Origin of the sequence: Parapedobacter sp. SGR-10 (genome assembly GCF_011030405.1) — a bacterium.
Classification (GTDB): Bacteria; Bacteroidota; Bacteroidia; order Sphingobacteriales; family Sphingobacteriaceae; genus Sphingobacterium.
In genome coordinates this window covers 18,698-30,833 of sequence record NZ_JAAJTJ010000036.1, presented here as the reverse complement: position 1 = coordinate 30,833, position 12,136 = coordinate 18,698, and the positions used below count along the sequence as shown (strand labels likewise).

17 protein-coding genes and 1 other RNA gene are annotated in these 12,136 nt (G+C 42.5%); 8 read left to right on the top strand and 10 right to left on the bottom strand.

All coding sequences use genetic code 11. From position 1 onward, the window contains the following. The first annotated feature begins 290 nt into the window (after positions 1–290). Complete coding sequence (locus G5B00_RS16985; RefSeq protein WP_163878370.1) at positions 291–605, top strand: hypothetical protein; 315 nt, start codon at positions 291–293, stop codon at positions 603–605. Then, positions 580–1,131 carry a helix-turn-helix domain-containing protein gene (locus G5B00_RS18370; protein ID WP_163878367.1) on the top strand — a complete coding sequence of 184 codons (552 nt, stop codon included), beginning with the start codon at positions 580–582 and terminating at the stop codon, positions 1,129–1,131. The genes G5B00_RS16985 and G5B00_RS18370 overlap by 26 nt, the downstream gene beginning before the upstream one ends. Positions 1,132–1,143: 12 nt before the next feature. Here G5B00_RS18370 and G5B00_RS16975 read toward each other — a convergent pair whose 3' ends face one another. From G5B00_RS16975 to G5B00_RS16960, 4 genes are all read right to left on the bottom strand, one after another. Continuing rightward, positions 1,144–1,551 carry an EVE domain-containing protein gene (locus tag G5B00_RS16975; protein ID WP_163878364.1) on the bottom strand — a complete coding sequence of 136 codons (408 nt, stop codon included), beginning with the start codon at positions 1,549–1,551 and terminating at the stop codon, positions 1,144–1,146. A gap of 103 nt (positions 1,552–1,654) precedes the next feature. Beyond that, positions 1,655–2,002 (bottom strand): gliding motility protein GldC, encoded by a 348-nt coding sequence (gene gldC / locus G5B00_RS16970; RefSeq protein WP_163878361.1) that lies wholly within the window; start codon positions 2,000–2,002, stop codon positions 1,655–1,657. 180 nt (positions 2,003–2,182) lie between these two features. Then, the gene (locus G5B00_RS16965) at positions 2,183–2,422 is read right to left on the bottom strand and encodes a hypothetical protein (protein WP_163878358.1); all 240 of its coding nucleotides are present in this window, start codon (positions 2,420–2,422) and stop codon (positions 2,183–2,185) included. Positions 2,423–2,426: 4 nt separating this feature from the next. Further along, a complete protein-coding gene (locus tag G5B00_RS16960; protein WP_163878356.1) occupies positions 2,427–3,779 on the bottom strand; it encodes a DEAD/DEAH box helicase in 1,353 nt (450 codons plus the stop codon). A gap of 206 nt (positions 3,780–3,985) precedes the next feature. Between G5B00_RS16960 and G5B00_RS16955 the strand changes: the two genes are divergently transcribed. Both G5B00_RS16955 and G5B00_RS16950 read left to right on the top strand, forming a co-directional pair. Continuing rightward, positions 3,986–4,330 (top strand): hypothetical protein, encoded by a 345-nt coding sequence (locus tag G5B00_RS16955; protein ID WP_205966459.1) that lies wholly within the window; start codon positions 3,986–3,988, stop codon positions 4,328–4,330. A 22-nt stretch (positions 4,331–4,352) separates the two neighbouring features. Continuing rightward, positions 4,353–5,309, top strand: a complete 957-nt coding sequence (locus G5B00_RS16950) for a hypothetical protein (protein ID WP_163878353.1) — start codon at positions 4,353–4,355, stop codon at positions 5,307–5,309. Between the two features lie 38 nt (positions 5,310–5,347). On the opposite strand, the gene accD is transcribed toward G5B00_RS16950, so the two are convergent. From accD to dprA, 3 genes are all read right to left on the bottom strand, one after another. Beyond that, positions 5,348–6,190 carry an acetyl-CoA carboxylase, carboxyltransferase subunit beta gene (gene accD, locus G5B00_RS16945; RefSeq protein WP_163878350.1) on the bottom strand — a complete coding sequence of 281 codons (843 nt, stop codon included), beginning with the start codon at positions 6,188–6,190 and terminating at the stop codon, positions 5,348–5,350. Between the two features lie 105 nt (positions 6,191–6,295). After that, an RNA gene (gene ffs / locus G5B00_RS16940) (signal recognition particle sRNA small type) lies at positions 6,296–6,393 on the bottom strand. A gap of 106 nt (positions 6,394–6,499) precedes the next feature. Beyond that, positions 6,500–7,597 (bottom strand): DNA-processing protein DprA, encoded by a 1,098-nt coding sequence (gene dprA / locus G5B00_RS16935; protein ID WP_163878347.1) that lies wholly within the window; start codon positions 7,595–7,597, stop codon positions 6,500–6,502. 78 nt (positions 7,598–7,675) lie between these two features. Here dprA and G5B00_RS16930 point away from each other — a divergent pair, with 78 nt between their 5' ends. Then, positions 7,676–7,921 (top strand): hypothetical protein, encoded by a 246-nt coding sequence (locus tag G5B00_RS16930; protein WP_317168863.1) that lies wholly within the window; start codon positions 7,676–7,678, stop codon positions 7,919–7,921. Positions 7,922–7,943: 22 nt separating this feature from the next. Here the strand turns inward: G5B00_RS16930 and G5B00_RS16925 are convergent, their stop codons facing one another. Both G5B00_RS16925 and G5B00_RS16920 read right to left on the bottom strand, forming a co-directional pair. Beyond that, the gene (locus tag G5B00_RS16925; protein WP_163878344.1) at positions 7,944–8,360 is read right to left on the bottom strand and encodes a copper resistance protein NlpE; all 417 of its coding nucleotides are present in this window, start codon (positions 8,358–8,360) and stop codon (positions 7,944–7,946) included. Positions 8,361–8,429: 69 nt separating this feature from the next. After that, positions 8,430–8,765 (bottom strand): tetratricopeptide repeat protein, encoded by a 336-nt coding sequence (locus G5B00_RS16920; protein ID WP_163878342.1) that lies wholly within the window; start codon positions 8,763–8,765, stop codon positions 8,430–8,432. Between the two features lie 208 nt (positions 8,766–8,973). Between G5B00_RS16920 and G5B00_RS16915 the strand changes: the two genes are divergently transcribed. The 3 genes from G5B00_RS16915 to G5B00_RS16905 all read left to right on the top strand — a co-directional run bounded on the left by G5B00_RS16915 (position 8,974) and on the right by G5B00_RS16905 (position 11,547). Then, positions 8,974–9,711 (top strand): electron transfer flavoprotein subunit beta/FixA family protein, encoded by a 738-nt coding sequence (locus G5B00_RS16915; protein ID WP_163878338.1) that lies wholly within the window; start codon positions 8,974–8,976, stop codon positions 9,709–9,711. Positions 9,712–9,733: 22 nt separating this feature from the next. Then, positions 9,734–10,714 (top strand): electron transfer flavoprotein subunit alpha/FixB family protein, encoded by a 981-nt coding sequence (locus G5B00_RS16910; protein ID WP_163878335.1) that lies wholly within the window; start codon positions 9,734–9,736, stop codon positions 10,712–10,714. A 206-nt stretch (positions 10,715–10,920) separates the two neighbouring features. Continuing rightward, positions 10,921–11,547: a bifunctional nuclease family protein gene (locus G5B00_RS16905; RefSeq protein ID WP_163878332.1), complete on the top strand. Its 627-nt coding sequence runs from the start codon at positions 10,921–10,923 to the stop codon at positions 11,545–11,547. 1 nt (position 11,548) lies between these two features. On the opposite strand, the gene G5B00_RS16900 is transcribed toward G5B00_RS16905, so the two are convergent. Then, on the bottom strand, positions 11,549–12,049 hold the full coding sequence (locus tag G5B00_RS16900) for a hypothetical protein (RefSeq protein ID WP_240894563.1): 501 nt from the start codon (positions 12,047–12,049) through the stop codon (positions 11,549–11,551). Between the last annotated feature and the right edge of the window lie 87 nt (positions 12,050–12,136).

The window sequence follows — 12,136 nt, the reverse complement described above, 5'->3', positions numbered from 1 at the left end:
TTAAATAGGATTTTTAGATTTTTCATAACTTTTGTTTTTGTTTAAGGGTTAAAGTCTACCCGGTTAGATGATTACGCTATGTAACGGGGTGAAAGGTTCAAAGTTTGACATACTGACGACTGACAACTATCGACTGACCACTTAAACCTCCTTGTTCCTTAATCAAAAATACGAAGAGAAATTTCGCTTTTATTTGTAAAAAACGGAGAAAATTATTTTCGGAAGTCAAACAAAACAGGAAAGTATTAGTATTTTTAATAACAATTTGATCGTCGACCACGTCACAAACAATGCAACAGACCCCCTTACATATCCATCCCGGGCTACAGTCGCATATCATTAAAGCCTTTATGTTCGAACAAGACAAAGACCTGGAAAGCATGTTCCGCTATGTGCCCCGGATATTTCCGGCCTTTCTTTTCATTCTGAAAGATACCCATAAAATTGACAGCTTTCATAGTTTGGAACTATTCCCGCTTAGACCGGCTTCTATTTACTACATGGGTGTCAGTTGCAAACCTGCCAGCATCACATGCTCATCAAACATACAGGTCATCGTGGTCCTGTTACACCCTTATAGTGCTTCTTTCTTTTTTTGGCGATGATGCCCGTTACTACTCGGATATTCGTTCCGAAATCAGTGATACCACTCCCGATTGGAGACGATTGAATGAACAGATAAACGAAATCGACAGTCTGCGTGCAAAATGGCAACTAATCCAAAATTTTTTCATGAAACGCTTTACCCATGATTTTGGATACACATTCAACTATGTGTCCCATGCCATAAAGTACATGCATCATCAAAAAGGGATCGTCGAAATCGATGAAGTGGCTAAACAGGTGTGCACGAGTCCCAGGAATCTATTGGACATCTTCAAGCACTATATCGGGATGTCGCCCAAAAAGTTTGCCGATGCGATGCGTTTCAATACATTTGTCAACAGCTTTCAGCAGGAGAGCCGATCCCTATTAGAGGCCGCATCAGTACACGGTTACTACGATCTGTCTCATTTGCACAAAGATTTTCTGCGGTATATGGCTGTATCACCTGCGGATTTCTTTACTATGGCCAAAGTTTCTAAGTCCAACCTTCACGGAAACTGGGAAGAAGCAGATTATCTTTCGTGATATATCCACTTTCTACCCGTTGCCCAACTCCACTATCCGGTCAAACTCCTCTTGCTTCAAGGGCATCACTGAAAGCCGCCCCTGCCGCACCAAGGCAATATCCTGCAACAAAGGATTGCTCTTGATTGTCTCCAAAGTAACCGGACGCTTGAAAGTCTCTATGGGAGAAAGATCCACGACCACCCATTTCGGATCATCGGTAGTCGGATCCTGATAAAATTCCTTGACCACCTTAGCAATACCTACAACTTCCTTACCCTCATTGCTATGGTAGAAAAGAACCAAGTCTCCTTCTTTCATTGCCTTTAGGTTATTGCGTGCCTGATAGTTGCGCACGCCGTCCCAAAAAGTTCTCCCATCCTTGTTAAATTGTTCCCAGCTATATTTAAATGGTTCAGATTTTACTAAAAAGTAGTTCATATCTTTGTAGATTAAGGATTATAGAACAAAGAATAAGGACTATTCGCTCCTTGTTCTTTGCTCTTTCGTCTTTGTTCTCTATTGCTTCATTACTTCAATCTGATCACTGTTCAGTAAGTATCTCCATCTTATCACCAAAGTGTGCACAATAATCCCGTAAATCTCCAATCACATTTTCGGCCATAGGATCCCCTCCTGACGATCTCAGAAAAGAATCCCCCAGGGTCTGCAAAGTTTCGTAGAAAAACCTCTTCATCTCATCGTAGGGCATATCCTTTGTCCAGAGATCTATTCGCAACGAATTTTTGTACTGTGCATCCCACAATGCCAAAAACATGGCTTTGGCAGGTAGGGATTCTTCACTCTCTCCATCGGTAGAAGACCATTGTATGGTATCCGGGACATTGTTTTCGTCCAATGTCACGTTGATTTTTATTTCCGCTGTTTTCATCGTTATAGTATTGAGTGGTGAGTATTGAGATACTCTACCTGATTACTCTTGTTTGTTTTTATTTTTTGTTTAAACTTTCTTTTGTCATGCTGACGACAGGAAGCATCTATCAACTAGATCCCTCCAAAGTCGGGATGACAATCTATCTGAGATTAACAATATCCACCACCTAAGTTCTCCCTACATCAGCTTTATCAGCACCGATAATATACCTACCACCAAAATAAAGCCGATCTGTGCAAACCAAAGGTTTTTTACATCTTTGAAGATCAAGCGAAACCCCAGATCCAACAGGCCCAGTACGACCAGCAATACGATCAGCCAGCCTATAGAAAAGATACGGTCTCCTTCTTGATTCCACTCGGAAATAACCCAAACCAAGATACAAGCCAATGTAATATTCAGTGGTGTCAGTTTCATGGGGTTATCTTTTTTTGAAGGTTTTTGCCTTATTTCGTCCTCCCCTTGTGTTATTGGCTTCCCCTTTTGCCCAATGACCACTTCTCTTTTTCGTCGCAGAAGGTTTAGCCGCATGTTTTTTCTCATGAAACGCACCTTTGAAATCCGGATTGTCTTTTTTCTTTTGATTGTCGATCTCACGGGCCATCGCCTGGCTTTCATGAAAGGGTGTTTTCTCCACAAACACATCCTTCGGCAATGCTATGAGAGGAATAGATTGACGGATCAGTTTCTCGATCTTATCCAGGTAATACTGCTCGGCCGGATTGCAGAATGTGATTGCTTCGCCTGTATGGAAAGCCCGACCCGTTCTGCCGATACGATGCACATAGTCTTCGATGACAATGGGTACATCAAAATTGATCACATGGCTCACATTCGAAACGTCTAATCCTCTGGCCGCCACGTCCGTAGCAACCAAAAAACGGACTTCACCGGATTTAAACGCATTGATCGAGTTGATACGGGTATTTTGTCCTTTGTTGGCGTGGATGACCCGTACATTGTCTGCTCCATATTTTCTTTCCAAAAAGCTGTACACATTGTCTGCCACAGTTTTTGTTTTGCAGAAAACAATGACACGATGAAAGGCCTCGTCGTCCTCAAACAGATGCTGCAAGAGATTGATCTTCGTCTTTAGGTTAGGAACATGATACAGCTGTTGCGAGACAGTCTGCGCCGGTGTGGCCTGCTCCGTGACCTCTATCACAGTAGGAAAGGCCAGAAAGTCCCCCGCTATCTTACGTACCAATTCACTCATGGTAGCCGAGAAGAGAAGATTTTGACGCTTGCGAGGCACGACTTCCAAGATACGGTGTATCTTACCGATAAAGCCCATATCCATCATCTTGTCCGCTTCGTCCATGACTAAAAATTTCAGTGCTTTCACAGGGATATCACCTTCCAGATATAGATCCAAAAAACGTCCCGGAGTAGATACGATAATATCACAACCCTTGGCCAATTGCTCCTTTTGGGTCTTAGGCCCCAAACCGCCATATAGCACCACCGTACGCAAATCCAGATACGTTGAAAATTGTCGGATATTCTCCTCGATCTGCATCGCCAATTCTCGTGTGGGGGACAAAATCAAGGCTCGTGGATCATCATCCTGCGCATATTTCAGCTTCATGAGCATGGGCAAGACAAAAGCGGCAGTCTTACCTGTACCGGTCTGTGCTATACCCATGACATCCTGTCCGGCCAATATCGGTGTAATGGCCTTTTGCTGAATCTCTGTCGGCACCGTGTATCCTGCTTCCGCAATAGCGGTGAGTATCTGTTTGTTAAATTTAAAATCTTCAAAAGATGCCTGCATCTCACAAAGATAGGGAAAAGCAAGCACTTAAAAAGCTTCAAACTGACGATCTAATCGTCATTTCGACAAGGAACGAGGAGAAATCTATGGTTAGACCAGTAAATTAACTTCTATCCATCTATAGATTTATCTTTGAGGAGCTCGTTTCACTCGGTTCTCTCTACGTTCGAAATGACGGCATGAGTTTTTTATGTATTATTGTACAAATGAAAGGAAAAGTTATTGTCAGTAAGTTTTGGACACGTTTTTTCTCTGTCGGAAAAGCACGTGCCATCACGATATTTCCTTTCATATTTCTATTGGAAAAGTCCTGCAAAAAGGAAACCATATTACTGAACCACGAACGAATCCATATCCAACAGGCTTTAGAGCTATGCATACTCCCTTTTTACCTTTGGTATTTGGTTGAGTTCATCTATCGGTTTATCCGATTGCAAGATTTTCATCAAGCCTACCTACATATCTGCTTTGAACGGGAAGCCTATGTGCATGAAAAAGACTTTTCTTATCTGAGAAAAAGACGCTATTGGAGTTTTTTGAAATATCTGTAATTTTGGATTTAAAAAATTCAGCATGATTAAAGCGAAATATTTTTGTATATTATTTTCATCATCAGCTATGCTATCCTGTGCAAGCTGGCAGGATACAAAAACCAGTGCGCAGTTTGCCACGAGTCCGTGCAACCGCCAAAATGCCTACACATATTCTGCCAGTGAGATTCCAGAGCCTTTGCATCGTCTGAAAATCGACAACCTAATCACCAAAAAAATAAGCAAAAGTAGCTTGAATATTGCTAATGCCATAAATATATTGGAGCCACTGACCCAATACGCCCACTTAAAGGCGAATAGCGCACTCCACGAAAATCTCAACGAACGTGTGCGCGCATTGGAGCTCAAGCAGGAAATCGCACAACGTATCAATAATGCCTCTCTGGTCATTTCGGCCGTATCTTCCGAATTGGATTGTGAAGAGGAACGCACCAGCCAAGTAGCTAATTTCTTGAAGAGCAAAGAAAGTGATTTAGAGTCCAGATTGACCATGGGTGCCATTGTCATCGGAGCCAGTGGTGCCATAGCCACAGGTGGTACCATCAAAAACGAAGCTGTCAGCAATACCATAGGTATCACCACAGGGATAGCGGAAGCAACCCTAGGGATACTCATGTTGTTCAATAACCGCAAAACCAATTTCTACCATGAGCGGAATGCGCTAAAAGATATTTGGGAAGGCCCTGCCGTTTCACAGAACTTTCCGCCTTTTGTATGGTATTATCTGAATACCGGAGATGGTGGAGATTCCACAAGAACTACGGTGAGAGAGCAAATCATTGCAAAATGGAAAGATTTTGGACAGCTTGGCGAGGAAGAAGTCGATTCTGAACTGGTCAACCTCTATTTTGGTAAAGGAGGAAAATACGCTACGGAACAGCTCAATAATCGGGCTGATATGTATGATCAGGTAGAATCGCAGATTAATCTAATGAAACAAGGGTTGATGGCCTTGTCTATGGAGATAGATAAAATATAAAAATCATAGAGACGCAATGTATTGCGTCTCTACAAATATTATTTTACCAACCGTAAAAACGTCGATACTTTTTCTTTCAATTGACGCCTATCAACGATAAAGTCCAAAAAGCCGTGTTCCAACACAAACTCCGACGTTTGAAAACCTTTTGGCAGATCCTTCTTGATGGTTTCCTTAATGACACGAGGCCCCGCAAAACCGATCAAAGCTCCCGGTTCTGCAATATTGATATCCCCTAGCATGGCATAAGAAGCCGTTACCCCTCCTGTGGTCGGATCCGTCAAAAGACAGATATAAGGTAGCTTAGCCTGACTCAATAACGCCAGCTTAGCGGATGTTTTGGCCATTTGCATCAAAGAGAATGCCGCTTCCATCATACGGGCTCCTCCCGATTTGGAAATCAGCATAAAAGGCAATTTGTGTTCTATACAGTAGTCTATCGAACGCGCAATCTTTTCCCCCACGACCGAACCCATAGAACCACCAATGAAATTAAAATCCATACAGGCGATCACGATCTCTTGCCCATCCAGCTTGCCATGTGCACTTCGCAATGCATCCTTCAATCCCGTCTTGGCCTGACTATCCACCAACCGCTCATGATAGGGCTTGCTATCCACAAAGTGTAACGGGTCTCCGGCTGTTAGATTAGGGAATAGTTCCGTAAACTTATTATCGTCAAACAGTATGGAAAAATAGGCTGCAGAACCTACCCGTAGATGATATCCACAATATTGGCAGACATATTTATTTTCAATTTGCTCAAGGTTTAAAAGGGGCTTTTTGCACGAGGGACACTTGTTCCACATCCCATCCGGAGCCTCTTTCTTGTTCTCTGTTGCAGTACTGATCCCTGCTTTGTTTCTTTTAAACCAACTCATATATTCGTATCGATATAACCTACAAATAAACGAAAGATAAATAAAAAGTTAAAATTAAAAGTCAAAAAGGAATTATTAATATGTACATGGAGGGGATAAACAAAAAATGGGCAAGCTCCCTTTATCGCACCGCTCAACCTAATACCCTTGCTATGTTCCCATCCTGGGGGAGTCAAAGGGAGCTGGTCGTAAAGGACTTACCCACGGCAAAATTAGCATTTTTTTTGCGTTTTTAAAACTAAATCACGTTAATCCCTGTAGCATATTGATAGTCAGGGCATAAAAAGTTAGGCCCCATTGAATGAATCCTTATAGCAATCTGAAAATCTTGCCGGGCAGGGACAATAGATGTCCTTTCATTTCCATTTCCAGTAGAATAATGGCCAATTTGCTTTGTGGCCAATCGCAATGCAGCGCTATTTCATCTATAGTCGCCTGCTCCTGCTCTTTCAGAAAATTGTAGACCTTAAGTTCATCTTTGCTCAAATCCACCGGCAATAAAGGCAACTGCCTCTCCTTTGGCAAAGCATCCATGGTATCCCAATTCATGAGATATCCCACATCTTCGGCATGGCGGATCAAATGGGCCCGGTGTGTCTTGATCAGATAGTTGCACCCCGCCGAATATTCCCGATCTATACCTCCCGGAAATGCACACACGTCGCGATTATACGTGTTGGCTATCTCAGCCGTGATCAAGGCCCCTCCCTTAAAAGCTGCCTCTACCACAATAGTCACATCAGACAATCCGGCGATGATACGGTTACGCATCGGAAAATTTGACCGCTCCGGTGTAGTTCCCGAAGGGAATTCAGTCATCAACCCTCCTTCTTTCAACATCTTAGAAGCAATATCACGATGCGAAGACGGATAGATACGATCAAGCCCATGCCCCAATACACCTATAGTGGACATGTTATTCTTCAAAGCTTCTCGATGCGACTGGATATCTACACCATACGCCAATCCACTGATGATCTGTACATTATAAGGTCTTAATCCTTCAACCAACTGTTCACAGATACGCTTACCATAGGTGGTTGCATTGCGTGAACCGACTATGCTCACCGTACGCCTGGGATTCAAGTCACCTTCCCCTTTGAAATACAGCAACAGAGGAGCATCATCGCAATGCTTCAAGCGTTTGGGATAAGCGACATCCTCCAACCATAACATCTCAATCTTGTGCCTTTGGATAAAATCAAGCTCCTGCTCCGCCTCCTTTAAGCATGTTTTGGAAAGAATGCTGTCCACCGTCTGCGACCCTATACCCGGAATAGCCATCAACTGCTTTTTATTACTGGAGAAAATAGCATCTACAGAGCCACAATAAGCCAATAGCAAACGGCTTATTTTAGGGCCTACCCCCTTTATCTTCGTTAAAGCAATCTTTTCTAATATGTTCATAAATGGTTGGACTAAAGATATAAATATACGCTGCCTTTTGCAACAATACTTTAAATTTTAATGATTAAATTTGTCCTAATGAACAACGACATGCATCAACAGGAACCTTTTGACATTGAAATCGGCAACATGGTCTATTCGGTATTCCCCGAAGAGAAAGATACCTATACCATATTCAAGGATGGCCAGGAATATATTCAGATCGTAAAAGACACGGAGACATCCTGGCTGAAGCTAAATCCGGAAACCGGGCTTCCTATGTTTGGCATGGATGAAGAGGTCAACCTGTTAGGGGCAGAAATACAGAAGATAGTGGGGATATAATGAAGGGGTCTAAAAAAGTAATCTACCGTATCTTGGCCAATTGATATTTCTGGGCCAGGTCTCCTCTAATTTCATTACCCGACAGATCCAATTGATACAATCTATCTTCTTGTATCTTATATTGGTAATCAACTCCATGGAGTACAAGTTGGTTTTTGTTGATTTTCCAATATCCTTGTTTGACAAAAGTATCGTCAGATTTTCCTTCGTACGTATACGTGAGCTTATAGGAATTGTCTCGACGCAACTCCAAAAGAGTATTGATTGATTCACAGTCCACACAAGGTAAACTACCTAGATATTCACCGATCACATTAGCGGACATCAATTCCACATGATCGCTTTTCTCCTTTGCATCCGATGTCTTTTGGTTATTGATACAACTTGACGTCTGTGCAAGGAGCAAAACAATCATCGATATGAAAATTTGTGTACGCATGTAAACCTATTTCCATTACGTACTCAAAAAAAATACCAATTTTTAAAAATAGCGCAACTTTAGCACAAATTAATCATCTTCGTCCTCGTCTCCAAAACCTTCCAATAGGTTCAAAGCGCCTTGAAGCTCGCTTAAAGCATGTATATTGCGTAAACGTCGGCACATTTGTATACCTGTTAGATAAATTTCTCTGGCTCGCTCCGGTTCTCCTTTTTTTTCCAATAATTTGCCAAAATGATAATACGTACCCACATAGTCTGGATAATCCTTGACCATATTTTCAAAAGCCGTCAACGTTTTTTCATCATCGCCGAGTTTCGCATACTCCATGGCCAAAGCATAGTGTAAAAAGGGATCTTGTGGATTTTCTAGAAGAAATTGCTGCAATTGCTCTATTCGTGTCATCTGATCTTTTCGCTGTAACGCAAAGAAAGTCAAAAGAATTTCAAAATCAAAAAAACATTATGCTAGCATAGAATTTTCAAGTATTTTTTGTATAAATTTGAAAAAAAGCCTTCAATATCCGTAGTATGAAGCAAAGTACACTACAGATAGATATGAAAGCCCAAAGTATATAACGAGCTCTAAAGATTATATTTAAAATGCAACAATTATGAAAATATTAGTATGTATCAGCCATGTTCCTGACACCACTTCCAAGATAACATTTACCAATGACAACACCACCTTCAACACTGCCGGCGTGCAGTTTATCATCAACCCATATGACGAAATAGCTTTATCAAAAGCCGTAGACCTTGCCGCTGATGGGGCGAGCTCTATCACGGTCATTACTGTTGGAGATGCTTCCACAGAAGCCACCTTACGCAAGGCATTGGCCATAGGAGCAGACAGTGCTGTTCGCGTCGATGCCCAACCGCTCGATGCATGGTTTGTCGCCAATCAGATAGCAGCCTATGCAAGGGCCAACAGCTTCGATCTTATACTGACCGGTCGCGAATCCATCGATTACAACGGCGGACAAGTAGCAGGCATGTTGGGTGAATTATTGGGACTTCCATCGGTTTCGATTGCCAAGAGTTTGTCCGTAGAAAATGGACAAGCCCGTGTAGAGCGAGAGATCGAAGGAGGAAAAGAGATCATCACCGCTTCCCTACCACTCGTGGCGGGCACTGCCGAGGGTGTCGCAGAACCCAAAATCGCCAATATGCGCGGCATCATGAGCGCCCGTACAAAACCATTGGAAGTCATTGCCCCTATCGCTGTAGAACCATTGACCAAAATTGAAGTGTACGATACGCCACCCGCACGAGGCAATGTCAAGTTGATCGATGAAAACAATATCGACGAATTGGTACACTTACTGCATACCGAAGCTAAAGTTATTTAATCATTTTTTAAAACGAACACTCATGTCAGTATTAGTATATATCGAAAACACCGACGGCCAATTGAAAAAATCAGCATTTGAAGTTGCTTCCTACGCTCGGGATACGGCCGCACAGTTGCATACCGATGTCGTCGCCCTATCCATAGGCCAGGTCAACCAAGACGAGCTGCATAAACTGGGACAATACGGTATAGGCAAAATATTGGATGCCAATACAGAAAAACTCGCTACCTTCGTCAATCAAGCTTATGCATCCATCCTAACAGGAGCGGCACAAAAAGAAAATGCCCATACGATCATTCTCTCCAACACCTTCAGTGGAAAGGCACTGGCCCCACGTGTTTCCGCTAAATTAAAAGCTAGCCTGATTTCGGGAGCAATCGATCTACCGAAGGCCGAAGGTGATACTATAGGTGTCAAGACGACAACATTTTCCAACAAAGCTATCGCTTCCGTATCGTTACAATCCCCCACTAGAGTCATCACTGTGAATCCCAATGCATATCCGGCAAAGGAGCAACCAAGTGGACAAGTACAGATAGAACCCTACAACGCTGATCTACCGGATTCAGATTTTGGCACTATGGTCAAAGAGATCGTCCGTGCCACCGATAAGATCTCCTTGCCTGAAGCCGAAATTGTCGTATCGGCCGGCCGTGGCCTAAAAGGTCCTGAAAACTGGGGCATAATCGAAGAATTGGCCAATGTACTTGGTGCCGCAACGGCCTGTTCAAAACCCGTATCGGATGCAGGATGGCGCCCTCATGCCGAGCACGTGGGACAGACCGGTATCGTCATCAGTCCCAAACTGTACATTGCCATTGGGATATCCGGAGCGATCCAACATCTGGCAGGTGTCAGTTCTTCCAAAACGATTGTCGTCATCAACAAGGATCCAGAGGCTCCCTTTTTCAAAATAGCTGACTACGGTATAGTGGGCGATGCCTTTGTGATCGTCCCCAAACTTATAGCCGCACTGAAGGCACACAAGGGGATCGGATGATCCATCTACGCCAAATGAAAACGAGCGACAGGTACAAATTTTACCTTGTCGCTTTTTTTTTGAACTTAATATTCACATATTTCCTCTCTAACATAAACTTTCAAAGGCAGAGGAGAGATCGATAATTTCATTTTATATGTAGCGCAATTATATTGCATATGAAAATGAATTTATCTAAGTTTGTATGAAGAAGGTTTAGGTATAGGATGAAGAAAATACAATTAGACATCGTGGGTTTGTCATATAGCCAAACCCAATCAGGAGCTTATGCATTGGTTTTAGGAGAGGTACAGGGCAACCGACGGTTGCCGATCATCATCGGTGGTTTTGAAGCGCAGGCAATTGCTGTTGAAATTGAAAAAATGACCCCTAGCCGCCCTTTGACCCATGACCTGTTCAAGTCTTTTGCCGATTCCTTTCAGATCCAGATCGAAGAGGTATTGATCTATAACCTTGTCGACGGAATATTCTTCGCCAAAATCATCTGTAAGAGTAAGGACATATCCATTGAACTGGATGCCCGTACTTCAGATGCTGTCGCCTTGGCTATACGTTTTGAATGCCCGATTTTTACATACGATTTTATCATGTCTTCTGCCGGAATCGTTATCGAAAGCAATGATTTTGCTTTTTTGGAAAACATAAGTAACCCCGTGAGTGGTGATATAGCACAGGAGGACATTCCCCAACCTCCTAAAAAAGAAGAAGCCTCTCCTTATGCCTCACTCTCTCTTGAGCAACTCGAAAAAACATTACAAAAAGCCATTGAGAATGAGCAATACGAGACAGCCGCCAAAATAAGGGATGAGATAGAGAAAAGACAAGGATCTTAAATCACCTCGCCTTGACCTCGGCGATCATCGTCATGACCGCATCAATAGTAGACTTAGCAGCATCTTTCATCTTTGGGTTACCGGGATAATCGGCATCCAGCGTCACTTCTTTTGATTTTTCCTTGTAGGTGTATTTGAGTACAAAACGAGGAACATCTTTGCCTTCTTCGGGAGACTTGCGAGGTGTGGTCATATCATCGTCTACATTCCAAAAACCTAATTCCTGTGCTTTTCGGTGCAGATAGAGCAAATCATCTTTACGCATTTTCAACGTATCCTGCATCAGCTTATCATCCTTGGTCAGATATTGGTAATATTGGGTCTTTGAATTATATGTATTCATCATCTCATCCGGTGTACCATAGGTGATCTCTATAGCTTCAAAATCTGCAAACCGAAAGGGCGCATTCTTGATCATGGACGAATAGTACACAAAACAATACACGATAAAAGGTAAGATGATACAGATAGCTAAAAATATTTTCTTTGATTTGACACTCATGCTAAAGATTATTTATCCGCAAAAGTACTATTTTTTTAAAGCTTATTTAGGGTTAATCTATGCTGTTTTTTATACTTATTCCATCCG

Coding starts and splice junctions, on each gene's coding strand:
- G5B00_RS16985 (WP_163878370.1), top strand. CDS start 291: ATGCAACAGACCCCCTTACATATCCATCCCGGGCTACAGTCGCATATC.
- G5B00_RS16975 (WP_163878364.1), bottom strand. CDS start 1,551: ATGAACTACTTTTTAGTAAAATCTGAACCATTTAAATATAGCTGGGAA.
- gldC (WP_163878361.1), bottom strand. CDS start 2,002: ATGAAAACAGCGGAAATAAAAATCAACGTGACATTGGACGAAAACAAT.
- G5B00_RS16965 (WP_163878358.1), bottom strand. CDS start 2,422: ATGAAACTGACACCACTGAATATTACATTGGCTTGTATCTTGGTTTGG.
- G5B00_RS16960 (WP_163878356.1), bottom strand. CDS start 3,779: ATGCAGGCATCTTTTGAAGATTTTAAATTTAACAAACAGATACTCACC.
- G5B00_RS16955 (WP_205966459.1), top strand. CDS start 3,986: ATGAAAGGAAAAGTTATTGTCAGTAAGTTTTGGACACGTTTTTTCTCT.
- G5B00_RS16950 (WP_163878353.1), top strand. CDS start 4,353: ATGATTAAAGCGAAATATTTTTGTATATTATTTTCATCATCAGCTATG.
- accD (WP_163878350.1), bottom strand. CDS start 6,190: ATGAGTTGGTTTAAAAGAAACAAAGCAGGGATCAGTACTGCAACAGAG.
- dprA (WP_163878347.1), bottom strand. CDS start 7,597: ATGAACATATTAGAAAAGATTGCTTTAACGAAGATAAAGGGGGTAGGC.
- G5B00_RS16930 (WP_317168863.1), top strand. CDS start 7,676: ATGAACAACGACATGCATCAACAGGAACCTTTTGACATTGAAATCGGC.
- G5B00_RS16925 (WP_163878344.1), bottom strand. CDS start 8,360: ATGCGTACACAAATTTTCATATCGATGATTGTTTTGCTCCTTGCACAG.
- G5B00_RS16920 (WP_163878342.1), bottom strand. CDS start 8,765: ATGACACGAATAGAGCAATTGCAGCAATTTCTTCTAGAAAATCCACAA.
- G5B00_RS16915 (WP_163878338.1), top strand. CDS start 8,974: ATGAAAATATTAGTATGTATCAGCCATGTTCCTGACACCACTTCCAAG.
- G5B00_RS16910 (WP_163878335.1), top strand. CDS start 9,734: ATGTCAGTATTAGTATATATCGAAAACACCGACGGCCAATTGAAAAAA.
- G5B00_RS16905 (WP_163878332.1), top strand. CDS start 10,921: ATGAAGAAAATACAATTAGACATCGTGGGTTTGTCATATAGCCAAACC.
- G5B00_RS16900 (WP_240894563.1), bottom strand. CDS start 12,049: ATGAGTGTCAAATCAAAGAAAATATTTTTAGCTATCTGTATCATCTTA.